This window comes from Pontibacillus sp. ABV4_188, assembly GCF_056311905.1.
This window is the reverse complement of the sequence record NZ_CM149975.1, coordinates 3,511,642-3,528,284: the sequence shown is the minus strand read 5'-3', so window position 1 is coordinate 3,528,284 and position 16,643 is coordinate 3,511,642. Positions and strand designations below refer to the sequence as shown.

Below are 16,643 nucleotides of genomic sequence, written 5' to 3'. Positions count from 1 at the left end.
AACCATCAAATGTGTCCTTTTGACAATTTCTATTACGCTTTTACGACAATGTGTGATATATTATACATATTATGTAAAACGGTGAGGGGTTTTTGAAGGTGAGTGAACAATCTCAATGGATTGAATTAATGAGAGAAGTGATCCAGCGAACAGAAGGATCATCAGAAACGAATGCACACGATATCATTGAACTTATGAAGCAGCGCTTGCAAAATTCAGTGGTGGCTGAGTAGTTGATCAAACGTTTGATCAATACATAGAAAAGGTAGAGATGCTGAGTGCATCTCTACCTTTTTTATTTGATCCATATGAGTGCTCTTATATGGGAAATCGATACTTGAGAGAATGTTCCCGTTAGCCTGATTGTGTGTAAGGTGGTTCGGGAAATCACTCGCTTTCCGCGGCGAGCTGGGAAGCCTCCTCGTTCGCTTCGCTCTCTGCGGGGTCTTCCCTAGGCTCCTAATGCCGCAGGAGTCTCGCAATTTCCCGAACCACCTTTGCCATATTTAGAAAAACGGGAACATACCACATAACGAACCAGGATTGCTGTTTATTTTGATATGCTAAAGCTGTGGGGCCATTCTACAACGTCTCGTAAGGGGTGGCAGGGGAACGGGGAGACTCCTGCGGGAGAAAGAGGTAGACGAGACCCCGCAGGTGGTTTTCCCGAGGAGGCTCGACAGCTCGCCCGCGGAAAGCGAGTCGTTCCCCTGACACCCCTAGCTCCCAAGCATCATAATGGCCCAATCCGTTCTAACGTGTCTCAGCTTCGAGTCTTAAGATATCTCACCATAGGCAGATTCTGCTGAGATTCGGCTGATGAAGGTGAAGGCGACTTGGTTGAATTCGGCTGCTTTTTCTAGGTTGCAGACGTGTCCGCATTTCTGGATGATGTGAAGCTTGGCAAGGGATTCTCGTTTTACATGGTTCGTGATTCCTTGTATAAACATATGGTCTTCATCACCAGAAACGTAGAGTTTTGGGATGTGATTTGTTTTATTCTTAAGGCGTTCATAGGTCTTATATGAATTGCGAATGACGTTCGCCCAGCTGAGGTAAGCATATCTACCGAGCTTCTTTGCTTCGCGTATAAATATATTCCTTGATTTGCTGTGATTTGGCTTTGGTAGAACGATATAGGCGAAGATTTTAAAGGGTACCATATAAGGAAGGAGGTGACTGAATGGGAATGATATCGTCACCCTTCCTAATAGTTCTCCCCATTTCAACCATTTCCCGGCTGCTCCTGCTAGTGTCATTGATTTTATACGATGAGGTTTCGTCATCGCGATCGATTGCATGATGATGGTCCCAAGAGAGACGCCAAGAAAGTGAGCCGATGATATGGAAAGGTTGTCCATAAGAGTCAGAACCTTTTTTGCTGTATAGGGTAATAAATTTTCCCTCGCCTTTAGAAAAGGGCTCTTTCCGTGACCGGGTAGGTCGATAAATAGTAAATTGAAATGATCTTTAAAATAGTCAATTTGCTTGTGGAAGATGTTCCAATTTCCACCGAGGCCGTGTAAAAACACGACCCAATCTTTTGAAGAGTCCGTTACGTAGGTCTTGTAGCTTAAACTTGAATCGTGGAGTATCCCCATAAGTTCCTCATTTCTTTTTATCTATTTCCATAAAGGATGCGTTCAATCATATTGATGTCCATATCGAGGTGGGCCATCCCATTTTTGCGAAGTAGGCTTTGAGTATTTGTATCATCAAACGTAAGCAACTTGTTCCAATAAGGGCGGAATACCTTCATCGGTTCGTTAAATTTTAATTCTTCCTTTGAAAGCTCTCCTTCGTAATCAGAAGGAACCATTTCAATGTTCGGAAAGTCTAATTTCTCTTTTACCATGTCAAATAGCAATCGATTGGTTGGTGGGTTTGGATTTGTAATGTGGTAAATTTGGTTTGGTTCAGGTGTGTTAAGGGCTGCCGTTAAGACGTCTACAACGTAATCAACCGGGATAAAGTTTTGTGACGTTTCTTCCGTGCAAAGAAATTTGTATACTTTCTCCTGTTGATCCTTCTTGCGATCGGTACGTTTCTTAAGAATCTCGAGTCCTCTAATCACCCCGTATAAGGCAAAACTTGTGTCTGCTTCTCCCGTTTCTGAGTCGCCAATGATGATAGATGGGCGAAATATATTGACGTTGAGGGCATCTTTATACTCCCACACAAGATGCTCAGCGTGGCATTTACTTTCTTCGTACGGGTTTACAAATTCCTGATCTACAGGGTGAAGCTCTTCTTTTGCGTACAGTTTCGTTCCAAGGGTGTAGGCTGTACTAATATAGGAGAAGTGTTGAGCGTTGATCTCCTGGGCTAGTTCAAGCATATTCTTGGTTCCGTTTACATTAATATGAAATGTTTTGTCTCTTTCGCTATCATCAAACGATAGGTAGGCTGCACTGTGGTAGATCGTATCAATTTTGTTCATTAAAAAGGATAGATCTTCAGTACTGACGCCAGCTTTATCTTGAGTGAGGTCGCCTTCAATAATGGAAAGATTGGCTTGGACCTCTTCTGGAACGGCTTGTATAAGGCTGCCTGCTTTTCGTGGATTGCGTGCAATCGCATAAACCGAATGTCCTTCATCAAGTAATCGTAGGGTAAGTTGTTTACCTAAAAAACCAGTCGCCCCTGTTAATAAGATATTCATGTTGGCTTATCTCCTTCGTTGCTTTTCTTTGTATTATTATGGTTCATTCAATTTATAAATATTTTATATTCTTATTCCTTCTCTAACCATAACATAGATGTCGGTAAGGATCTGTGAAAAAAATGTGTACGCTCATGTTTTGCTACCACTATAGTTAAAATGTGGGGGATTTATGTGGAATGATTGAACCTTATAAGAGGTCGGCCTAATCGTGATAGAAGGGGGTCAACTTTTATTAAAATGAGGGTAATATTCATTGAATGAGGGAAAGATAGATAGAAATTGGGAAGGGGTTGAAGCAAATGAATTCATTAACAGATAACATTAAAAACTGGGCGAAAGATACCGCTGGAAAGGTGAAACAAAGGCTAGAGGATCACGCTGCCTACAGTAAAATGAAAGTAGAAGAAGTTGCTGAAATGGTGTTGAATCATGAGAGCACAGAGCATAAACGTCATGAATATGTGGGTGTTGTTCTTCATGATTATCACTTGCGTTTGGGTGATACGGATCTTATTTTAGAGACTAAGGGAGACAAAGCATTATACATATTAGAGTGTAAGGTTATACAAAGAGGCCATCTTATTGGAGAATTTCAGTCTTGGGATAAGAGGAAAAACGTTCTTGATTCAATGCGGGTTCCAGCCTTTATTAAAGAATGGGATTGATCAAAATAGGAATGAAAAGGTACGAGTCAGTTGGATGTGACTCGTACCTTTTTTAATTTCTAAATAAGGGATAACGAACGTACGTTTTGTTCGGTTCGTTTGCCTCCTTTTTCGTTAGAAATTAATTCTTGCGACACGTTTCTAGTTCTTTCGTCATATTTTGAGAAAATGGTTCTCCAACATAGGAACTGAATTTGATTTTCAGTCTTTGTTTTCTCAAAGATTTTAATAGAATCGTCCGATACAATAAAGGTAGATTCTATAGAAAAGGGAGATGAAGGAACGATGAAACAACATTGGAAAACAATCGCAGGAGCGGTCACATTAAGTGCAGGATTACTTGTCGGTAGTGGAGCTTCAGTGAATGCAGAAGCAGATCCGGCTTGGAAGCTGAAACCAGAAGCAAACATTCAATTGGACCAATCGGCTTTAAAGAAGGGTCCCTCTTTTATCTCTGGTAAACTATCAACGCAAAAAATTAATAGTAAGCAAGATGTAGATACATTTTTCAAAGAAAACAAGGATGTATTTAAGAAAAATCCTAAGTCTCAACTAGAACTTAAGGATGTAAAAACTGATGAACTTGGCATGAAGCATTATGTTTATCAGCCAGTTGTACATAATGTCCCGATTGATCAATCTCGTGTGATTGTTCACGTGGATCAACAAGGTGAGGTTGCGGCGATTAATGGGGAGTTTCACCCTGATGCTCCTGAAAAGATTAAACAGCAGCGTGAATTGAATAAGAAAGAGGCGCTAGATGCAGCGTGGAGTCAAATTGATGTGGAACGCTCAGAAGCAGATGTGAAGAAGAAATCTCCAGAAGGAAAGGCTTTTAACAATTTAACGGAAAAGTCAGAGCTTGTTGTGCTTCCTAAAGATGGGGAGTATACACTGGCTTACCATGTACAGCTTCAATTTGCTGAGCCAACTCCAGGGAACTGGCAAATTTGGGTGAACGCGGAGGACGGTTCAATTGAAAAGGCAATGAATAAAGTTCATGAAGCTACTGGGAGTGGAACTGGTGTGTTAGGTGATCAGAAGTCCCTTAATACATATTATGCAAACAGTACGTATTACTTATATGATGAAACGAAGCCAATGAGTGGGGTCATCTCCACTTACGACAATAATAACGGAGGGCAATATAGTTTACCGGGTAATTATGTAACTGATTCTGGTAATACATTCTACAGCGAGCGCCAGAAAGCAGCCGTAGATGCGCACTATTATGCAGGGGAAGTATTTGATTATTACTATGATACCTTCAACCGTGAGAGTTATGACGGCAATGGCGCTGATATTGTGTCTTCTGTTCACTTTGGAAACAACTACAATAATGCAGCGTGGGTTGGAAACCAGATGATCTACGGTGATGGAGATGGGTCAACATTTACGTATCTTTCTGGAGCGGACGATATTGTCGCTCACGAACTAACGCATGCTGTGACGGATACAACAGCTGAACTTGTCTATGAAAATCAGTCAGGTGCACTAAATGAATCCTTCTCAGATGTATTTGGTTACTTCGTCGATAATGAAGATTGGTTAATGGGTGAAGATGTCTATACGCCAGGCGTTCCAGGAGATGCGTTGCGCAGTATGTCCAATCCAACTCAATATGACCAACCGGCTCATATGGACGATTATCAAGACTTGCCAAACACCGAGCAAGGTGACTGGGGCGGAGTTCACATCAACAGTGGTATCCCGAACAAAGCTGCTTACTATACGATCAACTCTATTGGGCAGTCGAAAGCTGAGAAGATCTACTATCGTGCGCTTACAGTTTACTTAACACCAAACAGCACATTCACGGACGCCCGTCAGGCTTTGATTCAATCAGCACAAGATCTATATGACTCAACAACAGTCAACTCTGTCGCTTCCGCCTGGGATAACGTAGGAGTCTACTAAACAACCAAACGAACGGACTCGCAAATAGCGAGTCCGTTTTTTTTAACGAAGTAAAGGAGTGAAGGGTGTCTGGCACGCTGTTGTGCTTTAGAGAACTGCAGGGTGTCTGGCACCCTGCTTTGCTTTAAAGAGGTGATGCGTTCTTAGTACGGTGTAGTTCTTTAGAGGGGGGAGAGTGGAATTTGGGGTAAGGATTTTGTCTTATTTTGCTAGTATTTAGTGATTTTTTACATGCGGTAAATGTTTTGCTGTTAAATTGTGGTTGGGATCAATTATTATGACAAGGGAGATGGGGATGTGAAGAACCGTAGTGTGAAGAAAGGGTTAAGCTTAGCATCGGCAATGGCGTTGACAATTGGGGGACTTACACCTGCTGCTGTTGTGAGTGGGGAAGAGGTTCAAACAGACGGACTAATTATTTCTGAATATGTAGAAGGTAGCAGTCTTAACAAAGCCATTGAGCTCTTTAATGGGACAAGCCAGGCGGTTGATTTAAGTCAATTTGATCTGCAACGGTTTTCAAATGGAGGTACTAATGGTCAATCGATTGGTTTAACGGGTGAAGTGGCTCCTGGTGAAACGTATACGATCGTAAATAATCAGGCTTCCGCTGCTTTCTTAAATGTAGCGGACCAAACAAGTGGTTCCATTAATCACAATGGGAATGATGGATACGCGCTATTTTATAACGGGGAGATCGTAGATTCGTTCGGTCAACTTGGAGAGGGCAGTGACTTTGCTAAGGATGTAACCTTAGTCCGTCAGTCATCTGTTACTACTGGAGACCGAAATTTTGATGATGCCATCGATATTAGTAATGAGTGGGAATCTTTTGCCCAAGACACGGCTGACTATCTAGGCACTCACACGATGGATGGGGTGGACTCTTCAGACGGAGAAGAACCGGGTGATGAGGATCAGACAGATGAAGCTGTTTCCATTACGTCTATCGCTGACGTTCGAACAGGAGGAATAGGGCAAACAGATGTAACGATTGAAGGAGTTGTCACGTCTGATCTTGGTTCTTGGGGAAAAGAAGGGTTTTACTTACAAGACGAGACTGCAGGTATTTACGTATACCAGGATCTATATAACAATGAGGACATTCAAAAAGGAGATGTTATTCAAATTACAGGGGACACAACGGAGTACGATGGTGTCTTTGAACTTGTAAACGTATCTAACTTGAGTGTGAAAGATATAAGTGAACTACCAGCTCCGCAATTGGTTTCTCCATCTGAGGTATCAGAAGGTAATCAAGGGAGTCTCGTAAAGCTAGAGGGCGTAACGATTAGTCAAATTGAAGAGGCTAACAGCTATGGAACTCTTGAATTTATAGCAAGTAAAAATGGGGAGAGTGTTCTAGTTCGAGTTGATAACCGGACAGGGTACTCTTATGACGATTTTCGTTATGTAGAAGGTATGGAGTTAACTGTTACGGGCATTTCTTCTGAATTTGATGGAACGTTTCAAGTAAAACCTCGTGGCGCTGAGGACCTTCAATTTGTCTCAAACGGAACGGCAGACGCCATCCAAGCTATGCCAGGTTCAGGGGGAATACAAGCAGGTTCAACAGTTACCTTGTCGGCATTTAGTGAAGGTGACATTTATTATACAACGGATGGCTCGGAACCAACTTCGGATAGTACGAAATACACAGGCCCGATTACGATTACAGAAGACACAACGATTAAGGCCGTTCAGATTGGCTATGAAGGAACGTCTTCTGTTGTAACGTATTCCTATCAGGTGCTTAAAGCTGATGGTGACGTTCGGATTCATGATATTCAAGGGGCTACACATAAATCTTTATATGCTGGAGTAAATGTATCTGGGGTTGAAGGAATTGTGACTAGAACGACTGGCGATAATGGGTTCTATATGCAAGAGCTGCCGGAGCAAGTTGATGAGGATTTGAAAACGTCTGAAGGGATTTATGTTAATAGTGTTGGAGCTTCGAATGTAGAAGTTGGTGACCGAGTTTATGTTTCTGGAGAGGTAAAAGAAGATACACAAGATAATTTCCTATGGTTCGACTTTTCAGATGATCTAACGCTTACAAAGATTACTGAGGCAAGCGTGAGCGTTGAAGAAAGCGGCGTAGAACTCCCTGAGGCTGTTATTTTAGGAGAAGATGGTCGTGAAATCCCTTATAACGTCATCGACAACGATCAGTTCTCGGTATTTGACCCGTCAGATGATGCGATTGATTTTTATGAAAGCTTAGAAGGCATGCGCGTTTCAGCACCAGATGCTACAGTTGTAATGCCACGAGCGGAATACACAAACTATGATGAGACGGCTGTTACCGTTCCGGATGGTTCGGATAAAGTACGCACGCCGGCTGGTGGAATTATCGTAGAACCAAGCCTGAATCCAGAGCGTATTATCATTGATGATTATAGTCAGGAGATGGCTCCGGTTAAAGTGGGAGATACCTTTAGAAGTCCGGTAACAGGTGTGCTTGGATATGAGTTTAGCAATTATAAGCTTGAAGTGGATGGACTGCCGGAAGTTGTTCCAAGTGATTTTGAGCGTGAAACGACAACCCTTCAGGAAGATGAAGAAAAGCTATCGGTAGCGACTTATAACATGGAAAACTATTATGCCACGGATTCTGACAACCCGGAGAAAACGGACGAAGTTGCTGAATCAATCGTCAATCGCTTGGATGCTCCTGATATTGTTGGTCTTGTAGAAGTACAGGATAACAACGGAGCTGGTGAAGGCGATACCGATGCAAGTGAAAACTACAAAGCGCTTATTGAGGCAATTAAAGAGAACGGTGGACCTGAATACGAGTACACTGATATTGCTCCTGTGAACAATCAAGATGGTGGAGAGCCAGATGGCAATATACGAGTTGGATTTATTTATAACCCAGATCGTGTTTCATTAACGGATCATCCTAAAGGGGACGCTACAACGGATGTAGGAGTGACAGAAGAAGGGAATCTGACGCTAAACCCAGGTCGTATTGATCCGACAAATGAAGCGTTTGCTGATTCGCGTAAACCACTAGCTGCTGAATTCGAATTTAATGGAGAGAATGTCATCGTGGTCGCGAACCACTTCAACTCTAAAGGTGGCGATGATGCTCCATTTGGCAGTATCCAGCCTCCTCAATTAGGAAGTGAAGAGCAACGTCTACAACAAGCAGAAGTCGTAAACGGTTTTGTAAGGGATGTGTTAGAGCAAGATCAGGACGCAAATGTTGTTGTTCTTGGTGACCTAAATGACTTTGAAGATTCAGCACCGCTTGAAGTGCTTGAAGGGGATATTTTGGCGAATATGATCGAGGAGCTTCCAGAGAATGAGCGTTATACGTATAACTATCAAGGTAATTCACAAACTCTTGATCACATTTTAGTTGCGGACCATTTGAAAGACCAAACAAAAGTGGATATCGTTCACCTGAACGCTGACTTTACCGAAGAGCAAGGGCGAGTGAGTGACCACGATCCAGTGCTGGTTCAGATGGATTTAAGGGAAGCTGCTGAAGCAACTATGTTGCAACAAGAGTGGAGAGTTATGAAGAAACCGGTTGGCTACGTTACGCGTAAAGGTGATTTATCCACAAGAAGCCAAGGCGTAGCTCGGGTGACTCTTACAGATGAAGCGGGTCATAAAGAAAAGCAGACGGTTTTAATGGCTTTTGGAAATGATAAAAACTGGGGTAAGAAGAATGGAAAATCAAAAGGAAAGAAGAAGCTTCTTGAAAACTATTCTGTTCAACTTCTAAATGAAAACGGAGAGGTCCTTCCTGTTGAGGTTTCTGTAAATGGAAACAAACTAATTATCCCCACATGGGAAGATATTCAGCCTGGTACGTACTCTATTTCGATCGAAGGCGCAGAGAAGAACAACGCTTTATCATTCCAAATCCAATAATTACTTCAAAACGAAGAGCCCCCTTCAGCTCTTCGTTTTTCCTTTAGCAAACTAAAGGGTGCCAGGCACGCTTTAGTTCAGTGCAGTGGCAAAGGCATGAGTTTGGCACATGAAATGGAGCTTCGTTATCCATACTATCAGCAGGAGGGTATGGATATGAAAATGGCCTTATTAAGTTTATCTTTATTGTTTGGAGGGGGAATGGAAGCGGGGGATGGATCATCGGTTTCTATTGTTCATAAGGGTGAAGAGCTAGACAGGGTTCAGGTTGATGAATTTGTACATGTAGTCGGGATGCCTTTTGTGAATCTTGAGGCTGTGGAGAAGCTCAGCCGCGAGCTTAGCGAACAAGTGGAGAAACCACCTGTGAACGCGAAGATTGGGAAAATGGGAGAGATTGTGCCAGGTAAGTTTGGGTCTAATTTGTACCAGGAGAAGTTCCGGGTTGAATTCATTAAGGCATTGTATAAGCCTGACCAAAAGAAGGTCAGCATTCCTATGATGACCGTTCATCCTAAAGTAGACAGTGAGTTGGTTGCACACATTCGTACGCAGCAAATTGGACAGTATGCTACGTATTTTAATTCCAACAATGAAGAAAGAACGCACAATATAAAGCTATCCTCTGACGCAATTGATAACCATGTCGTGTTCCCAAATGAAGTCTTTTCATTTAACGAGGTTGTTGGTAAACGGACAAAGGAAAAAGGATATAAGCCTGCGCCCGTCATTGTAAAAGGTGAGATAACAGAAGGGATAGGAGGAGGCATTTGCCAGGTTTCCTCTACTCTTTTTAATGCTGTTGATCATGCAAGAATTAAGATTGTGGAGCGTTATTCTCATAGTAAGCAAGTACCATATGTGCCCCCTGGAAGGGATGCCACTGTTAGCTGGTGGGGGCCTGATTTTACCTTTAAAAACAACTATAATGAACCCCTTTTAATTCGGTCCAATGTGATTGGTGGCACGTTGCGCATCGTGATCTACTCAGCAAGTGGGGTAGATGTGAAACCGAGGGACATACCGGATGCCTCTAGAGAACTTCCAGACGAAATTCATACTGATGACCTGGACAAAGGGGCAAATGAATAGGGAAATGTCATAGAACCTCACCTCGGAAATATGAGTATTTCCGAGGAAATTTTTATGTGAATCGTTGCTTTAGGTCGGGAATTGTTGAAATATAAAATATATTACAATCGCCATCTATAAAAGTGAGCTTTAGTTGTGATAAAATATGGTACATGATGATGTATGCCATATTTTACATATCATCTATCAGAAAATGTATCTTCGAATTTAAACAAAGGATGAGGTTGATGTATCAAGTTCGTGTGGCACCTTTATTTTTCAGGCGCGAAAATACTTTTTCACGTATGTATCATGCTGAGAAAGTAGACCATCTTTGGCGCCGCGTTTTTCTTTTCATATTTCTTACTATGACCGTTTACATAAGTAGTGCCTGGTTTGGACTTGGAATGGATGTGATCTCTACTCGGGCGACTTCTCTTACATTCGAAGACTATGAAGTTCGGAAACTATTCTTTTTGTTTGGACGAGCATTATTTGGATTGATTTTCGCGATTCTGATTTTGTTTGGAAGTCCGTTCTTACTATGGATGTTCACAGGAATTCCTTATCGAAAACTAATAGCGATGCACCTTCCTATTTTAACGATACTTTTAATAGAGAGGATCTTATGGATTGTACTGATTGTAAATACTGGACTTGATTGGTATGTATCTCCAATTTCGTTTGGCATAATTACATCTTACTTCACAGACATTCCGTGGATTATTTATTTCTTTGGTGCGATTTCACTGGTTCAACTTTGGATCGTTTGGTTTCAAATTAAAGCCGTTCATTACTTTACGAAGTGGAAGAGATGGCAAGCATGGCTTCTAGTTATTATGTTACATATGATTTATTGGTCTGCGACGGCCGCAATCGCGCACGTTGATGTATATTTTCTATAACATAGGAATCGCGAGGTTTTGAAATGAAGACAAAAACAAAGGTGTGGACGTTGTGTTTGACCACGGCTTTATTGGTAATAGCGAATATCATTTTAGTCGTATTATCAGAAGATGAGGTTGAACGGAAGTCTTACATATCAAAATGGGATACGCCATTTACCGCTAATTTAGAAAATGCTATTGCTGAGGAAGGCGTTTTTCAGCCTTCTTCTGAAGAACATGTGTATTTCGATAAAGACCTTGGAAGCTTCAAGCAATTTCTAGTAGAAGAAGGGGAAGAGGTTGAGCTTGGAGACCCGCTTTTCGAGTATGTAATTAGAGATTATTGGGGGACCGTGACTCAGCTTGAAAGCCAAATCTCTGGATTAGAAGAAGAAGTAGATGCATTAGAGGACTATGTCGATGACGTTGAAGATATTGAAGTACCTGATACAGAAGAGCCTGACGCTCGTGCATTTGCAGATGCTGAAGTGAACAAAGATCATGCTGAAGCAGAGGCAGAGAAAGATTTAGCGTTAAAAGAAGCGCAGCTTGAGGCGCTTGAGGACCAGCTGGATGAAATAGAAGAATATGGCCAGGTTATTGAGGTATCTAGTCTCGTTGATGGAACAGTTAAGGAACTGGATCATACGCTTGAAGACCCTGCTGTTACCATTGCTCGTTCGGATCAGTTAATATTGGCTGGTGATATTGATGAGCAGAACAGGGTGGATATTCAAGAAGGTATGAAGGCACGTGGAACAATAGAAAAGCTCGAACAGTCTTGGGAGGGTCAGGTGGGGGCAACTGATGAATTCCCAATCGAAGGTTCAAGTGAGCTAGGGGACAGTTCTTATCCGTACGTGGTAGAGGTGAATGAATCGATTGACGGGGTTTTACCAGGATATCATAGTACGGTTTATCTAACGATTGAAGAAGTACAAGATGCCATAACCGTTTATCAAAATTGGATTCATCTACCGATCGACGGCATGGAAGATTTTGTGTCTGATCAGAAGTTAGAAGATGAAGTGCTAGAAGAAGAAAGTGAAGAAGTGCAAGAGGATGGACCAGATGACGCGGAAGAAGTTGAGCAAGTGAAAGAAGAGGGTGTTGTGGAAGGTCCTTACGCATGGGTGATGAATGATCTTGGATTAGTGGAGAAACGCTATTTGTCACTAGGCATGGATGAGTACAACCTACAAGAAGTTCAGGAAGGTTTAACGCTCGAAGAATGGGTAGCGGATGAACCCAATGAAGAATTCTACGAAGACACTTTATTCCTTACATCGCTTCAAGCCGAGCGATTAGATTGGACAGACGTGAAGTCCTTAAACAAAGGCGTTATGTGGGAATACGCCAAAATGGGTCTACTCATGAGATAGCATTTAAAAGGCGGCCGTTACATATGTAATGGCCGTTATTTTTGCTTTTTTGCTTTACTATAGTAAAGGGTGCCAGGCACGCGTTCATCCTTTAATGTGTTAAAGTGCTCGATGGAAGAAGAAGCCGACCTAAAGTTATGAAAAGGTCGGCTTCAGCAACAGCAATAGCAATTGAGACTCTTATAGTCAGGGCACTCTGACTATTTCATCCTTAGTCCTGTTAAGACGGTGAGTATTTCCAGGTGCTTAAGGGAGTCAATTGGCTACGACTATATAATACGTTGTTGTTCTAGATTTGTTGAGGGTTCAAAGATAATTGTTTTTACTTTCTTCTAAAGGATTTTTTAAACAGTTTTAGTGCGGGGTTAGTTGTTCTTTATAAATTTGTTATAGTAAAATTTCAGTAGAAAAAAATTTGAGCCTAGAAATAAGCAAATCATAACAAGTTTTTCATTAAGGAAATAATAGGAATCTCAAGAACCAGTGTTTCTATGGTAAAATGTGGAGAGATAGTGGTTTCAAGAAGGGGCGAGCAAAAGAGTGAGTAGCAGGCAAGATCGAAAGAAAAAGAAGAAAAAAAGCCGTTTATTTAAAATTAGCATGATTATTTTAGCTGTCCTCATTGTAGGGGGATTGGTTTATGCTTATTCAATCTATCAATCTTTTCAAACTACGATGGATCAAGTGTACGAACCCTTGGAGGGGGACACGGACAAGCGTGTGGATGTGGTCTCAAAGAAAGATGATGTGAAAGACGCACCTCCATTTTCTCTTTTATTACTAGGAGTTGATGAGAGGGAAAATGATTCAGGTCGATCGGATACGATGATCGTGTTGACGGTAAATCCAGCTAAAGAGTCTATTAAGATGTTAAGCATTCCTCGTGATACAAGGACAGAGATTGCTGGGCGAGGAACGGTTGAAAAGATTAATCACGCCTATGCGCACGGGCAAGTATCAATGGCTGTCGATACCGTCGAACAGTTTCTTGATATCCCGATTGATTATTATGTGAAAGTGAACATGCAAGGGTTTCAGAAGATCGTCGATGCTGTAGGCGGTGTTACAGTGGACAATCCTTATGAGCTTTCTGAGAATGGGAATTCCTTCTCTAAAGGGGAAATAACGCTAAACGGTGAAGAAGCGTTGACCTACACACGAATTCGTTATGCAGATCCTCGCGGTGACTTTGGACGACAAGATCGCCAGAAGCAAATCATTCAAGCGGTTATTGATAAAGGTGCCCGCGTTCAATCGATGTGGAAATTCGATAGTCTATTTGATGCGGTAGGTGAGACCATTAAGACGAACCTAACATTTGAAGAGATGGTAAGCATCCAAAAACGGTATAAAGGAATGCAGCATAATATCGATCAAATGAGATTTGAGCAAGGGACTGGTGAGTATATAGGAAAGTTGTGGTACTACTTGCCATCTGAGCAGGAATTGAATGACCATACCAACACACTACAAGAACACCTTGGAGTAGATGGACAAGAAGATAATTAATTCAAAAAAAGTGATGCCGAACAATCTAGGCATCACTTTTTTAGTCTATCGTTCTCATTTGTGAAGAAGAGCTTGCATTCTCGCGGTGATGCAGTGCAGGGTGCCAGACACCATGTGTTGCTTTAAAGCCATAAAGGGTGTCTGGCACCCGGGGGTTCTTTACAGTGGTAAAGGGGTAACGGCGTTTTTTGTTTAGTTGAAATGAAATTTTTTCATTTCTTGGTCTAGTTGTTGAGATAGATCTTGTAAGCCTGTTGCGTGTCTAGCGAATTCTTCCATTGTAGCTGATATTTCTTCAGATGAAGCGGATACTTCTTCTGACGAGGACGCGGTTTGCTGCGATAGTGCTGATATGTTTTGTATTTCGCCAAGCACGGCTTCTTTATTTTCTTGGCTTATAATTACGGCTTCTTTTACGGTATGGGCTTGATTAGCGACTCCGTTTAAGGCAGTAACAATATCGGAGAAGATGGTTTTCGTTTGTTTGACGGCTTCTTCTTGGTCCTCTACGATCCCGTTTGTCTCTCCTACAGCTTGAACTGCTTGTTTCACAACGGTTTGAATCTTCTCAATGATGCTAGTTACTTGATTGGCTGATGCTTTAGATTCTTCTGCTAATTTACGTACCTCTTCAGCTACGACCGCGAAACCTTTGCCGTGTTCACCAGCTCGGGCAGCTTCTATTGAGGCGTTTAAAGCTAACAAATTCGTTTGTTCTGTGATGTTTGAAATAGTGGTGACAAATGCATTTATCTCTTGCATATTCGTATCAATCTCTTGGACAATTGATCCTACTGTTTGAGAGGAATCTTTTGTTTCTTGAGATTTTTGAGTCAGAATTTCAACCTGTTTAAGTCCATTGCTTCCCAGATCGGCGGAGTGTTTGCTAACTTGATTCATTTCCTCTGTAGCGTCAGCTATTTGGTCCAGTTGGTCGGATAACTCGCTCATTTCTTCAGAGCTCTTTTGAGAATTCTCAGCTTGAGACGACGCTCCTTCAGCTACATCTCCAATGGCAGAAGCCACCTGCGTAATGGAGGCGGACGTCTCTGTGGTTATAGTTGAGAGATACGTAGCAGTTTCTAGTGTTGTATTAGAAGAGTTTTCTACTGAACGTAAGGAACTAGATAAATCGTCCATCATTTCATTAAAACTCTGTTCTAAATCTTTAAATTCGTCATTTGCTTTAAGGGATACACGAGTAGTTAAGTCCCCTTGAGCTGCTCGTTTAAAAGAACTTCGCACTTTGTTAATATTTTTGGAGATTTTTTGACTGACAATCCAAGCTGTCAGCAATGCAATGATGATAAACACGATGCACATGACAAGCGTAATGGTTTTTATGCTACTCGTTCGTTGTGCAAATTCGCTGTTTTCTAGCGTGGACAGAACTTTCCAACCTGTCACTTCATTCGTTGTAAAAACAGAAGCCTTATTTTCGTCGTTATAGGTATACTCTTTTGTTCCTTCTTCGTTTTGACTGAGGTGATCCCATAGCCCGATCTCTTTAAGGGTATCCGACCCAATTAATGAGGAGTCAGGGTGTGTGATCAATTGTCCGTTTCTGTCAACGAGAACTACATAACCGTCATGCCCGATGACGATATCTTCTGTCATTTTCGCGATATCGGTTAGGTTGATATCGATCCCAATTACTCCGGCAATCTTACCCTCTTTTTCAACTGATTTGGATAGTGTAACGATTGTATTTCCCGATGACTCATCTTGATAAGGTTCCCCAATAATAAGCTCCCCTTGCTGTTCGACGGCATGTTTGTACCAGGGACGACTGGTTGGATCGAAGTTATCTGGTAGAGAAGAGGTAGCTTCTTTAGGGGCCATGAGCAATTCCCCGCGGTCTGTTGCAAAATAAACATGCTTATAATCTTCTCTTGTCTCACGTGTCCCATCTAATAGATAGGAAGCGTAAGTACGATTATTTTCATTGCTATAATAGTCGGTAAAATTTATGTTGTTAGCCATTAAATTCATTTGTCCTTCAATTCCTTCAAAAAGGTTATTCAGACCATTGTCTACTTCCCTAACAACTTGGAGAGAAGAATCCTTTACCTCCTCCTTAATAATAGCTTGTGTTTTTGTTATGGTGAAAAGCCCTAACGTAAGAAGAGGAACGATGGCTAAAAGGGACATTACAATAATCATCTTTGATTTTACAGTGTTCAGTTTAAATTTTCTTGCTTTTATTAATTTCTTCAAGTTTGGCCTCCTGACGGTGTATGTATCGAAGTTAAGAAGATGTTGATTCTACATGGAGTCATTCATCTGGTGTACACAACTCTCGTAACAATTGTTCAATTTCCTCTTTGCTAAGTGGTTCTAAATCTGATTTGTAGTTAATGGTTATCCTCCTATTATTCAAAGAGTGATAGGACTTGTTAAAGGTAAGCTGAATACTCATACCTAGGAACAATGACCGACTTATTGTTTATCGGAACATATCAGGAATGTTTTAACATAAACAGATAAAACTTTTAATAAACGATTCGTACATCACTCTGATAGAGAAGTGAAGGGTGCCTGGCACCCTTTAATGCTTTAGCGCGAGGCAACATGCCTGACACCCTTTAGTGCTTTAGAGCGAAACATGGTGTCTGGCACTCTTTAGTTTGGTAAAGCGAGAGGGCATGAAAAAACC

General features: G+C 41.6%; 11 protein-coding genes. 8 read left to right on the top strand and 3 right to left on the bottom strand.

Annotation, left to right across the window (positions count from 1 at the left end; all coding sequences use genetic code 11):
- The first annotated feature begins 98 nt into the window (after positions 1-98).
- A complete protein-coding gene (locus tag ACYX4O_RS17910) occupies positions 99-233 on the top strand; it encodes a hypothetical protein (protein ID WP_476352803.1) in 135 nt (44 codons plus the stop codon).
- A gap of 543 nt (positions 234-776) precedes the next feature.
- On the opposite strand, the gene ACYX4O_RS17905 is transcribed toward ACYX4O_RS17910, so the two are convergent.
- Positions 777-1,601 (bottom strand): alpha/beta fold hydrolase, encoded by an 825-nt coding sequence (locus tag ACYX4O_RS17905; RefSeq protein ID WP_476352801.1) that lies wholly within the window; start codon positions 1,599-1,601, stop codon positions 777-779.
- Between the two features lie 17 nt (positions 1,602-1,618).
- On the bottom strand, positions 1,619-2,662 hold the full coding sequence (locus ACYX4O_RS17900) for an SDR family NAD(P)-dependent oxidoreductase (RefSeq protein ID WP_476352799.1): 1,044 nt from the start codon (positions 2,660-2,662) through the stop codon (positions 1,619-1,621).
- A 302-nt stretch (positions 2,663-2,964) separates the two neighbouring features.
- Between ACYX4O_RS17900 and ACYX4O_RS17895 the strand changes: the two genes are divergently transcribed.
- The 7 genes from ACYX4O_RS17895 to ACYX4O_RS17865 all read left to right on the top strand — a co-directional run bounded on the left by ACYX4O_RS17895 (position 2,965) and on the right by ACYX4O_RS17865 (position 13,987).
- Positions 2,965-3,330 (top strand): hypothetical protein, encoded by a 366-nt coding sequence (locus tag ACYX4O_RS17895; RefSeq protein WP_476352797.1) that lies wholly within the window; start codon positions 2,965-2,967, stop codon positions 3,328-3,330.
- 285 nt (positions 3,331-3,615) lie between these two features.
- Positions 3,616-5,247, top strand: coding sequence for a M4 family metallopeptidase (locus ACYX4O_RS17890; protein ID WP_476352795.1), 1,632 nt, complete (start codon positions 3,616-3,618; stop codon positions 5,245-5,247).
- Between the two features lie 297 nt (positions 5,248-5,544).
- Positions 5,545-9,138: a chitobiase/beta-hexosaminidase C-terminal domain-containing protein gene (locus ACYX4O_RS17885; RefSeq protein ID WP_476352793.1), complete on the top strand. Its 3,594-nt coding sequence runs from the start codon at positions 5,545-5,547 to the stop codon at positions 9,136-9,138.
- A gap of 162 nt (positions 9,139-9,300) precedes the next feature.
- Complete coding sequence (locus ACYX4O_RS17880; protein ID WP_476357200.1) at positions 9,301-10,230, top strand: VanW family protein; 930 nt, start codon at positions 9,301-9,303, stop codon at positions 10,228-10,230.
- 227 nt (positions 10,231-10,457) lie between these two features.
- On the top strand, positions 10,458-11,114 hold the full coding sequence (locus ACYX4O_RS17875; protein ID WP_476352791.1) for a hypothetical protein: 657 nt from the start codon (positions 10,458-10,460) through the stop codon (positions 11,112-11,114).
- Between the two features lie 23 nt (positions 11,115-11,137).
- The gene (locus ACYX4O_RS17870) at positions 11,138-12,478 is read left to right on the top strand and encodes an efflux RND transporter periplasmic adaptor subunit (RefSeq protein WP_476352789.1); all 1,341 of its coding nucleotides are present in this window, start codon (positions 11,138-11,140) and stop codon (positions 12,476-12,478) included.
- Between the two features lie 540 nt (positions 12,479-13,018).
- Positions 13,019-13,987 (top strand): LCP family glycopolymer transferase, encoded by a 969-nt coding sequence (locus ACYX4O_RS17865; RefSeq protein ID WP_476352787.1) that lies wholly within the window; start codon positions 13,019-13,021, stop codon positions 13,985-13,987.
- A gap of 192 nt (positions 13,988-14,179) precedes the next feature.
- Here the strand turns inward: ACYX4O_RS17865 and ACYX4O_RS17860 are convergent, their stop codons facing one another.
- Positions 14,180-16,204, bottom strand: a complete 2,025-nt coding sequence (locus ACYX4O_RS17860; RefSeq protein ID WP_476352785.1) for a methyl-accepting chemotaxis protein — start codon at positions 16,202-16,204, stop codon at positions 14,180-14,182.
- Between the last annotated feature and the right edge of the window lie 439 nt (positions 16,205-16,643).

Bases quoted from the DNA above. Each gene is read 5' to 3' on its own strand.
- ACYX4O_RS17905 (WP_476352801.1), bottom strand. From the start codon at position 1,601: ATGGGGATACTCCACGATTCAAGTTTAAGCTACAAGACCTACGTAACG.
- ACYX4O_RS17900 (WP_476352799.1), bottom strand. From the start codon at position 2,662: ATGAATATCTTATTAACAGGGGCGACTGGTTTTTTAGGTAAACAACTT.
- ACYX4O_RS17895 (WP_476352797.1), top strand. From the start codon at position 2,965: ATGAATTCATTAACAGATAACATTAAAAACTGGGCGAAAGATACCGCT.
- ACYX4O_RS17890 (WP_476352795.1), top strand. From the start codon at position 3,616: ATGAAACAACATTGGAAAACAATCGCAGGAGCGGTCACATTAAGTGCA.
- ACYX4O_RS17880 (WP_476357200.1), top strand. From the start codon at position 9,301: ATGGCCTTATTAAGTTTATCTTTATTGTTTGGAGGGGGAATGGAAGCG.
- ACYX4O_RS17875 (WP_476352791.1), top strand. From the start codon at position 10,458: ATGTATCAAGTTCGTGTGGCACCTTTATTTTTCAGGCGCGAAAATACT.
- ACYX4O_RS17870 (WP_476352789.1), top strand. From the start codon at position 11,138: ATGAAGACAAAAACAAAGGTGTGGACGTTGTGTTTGACCACGGCTTTA.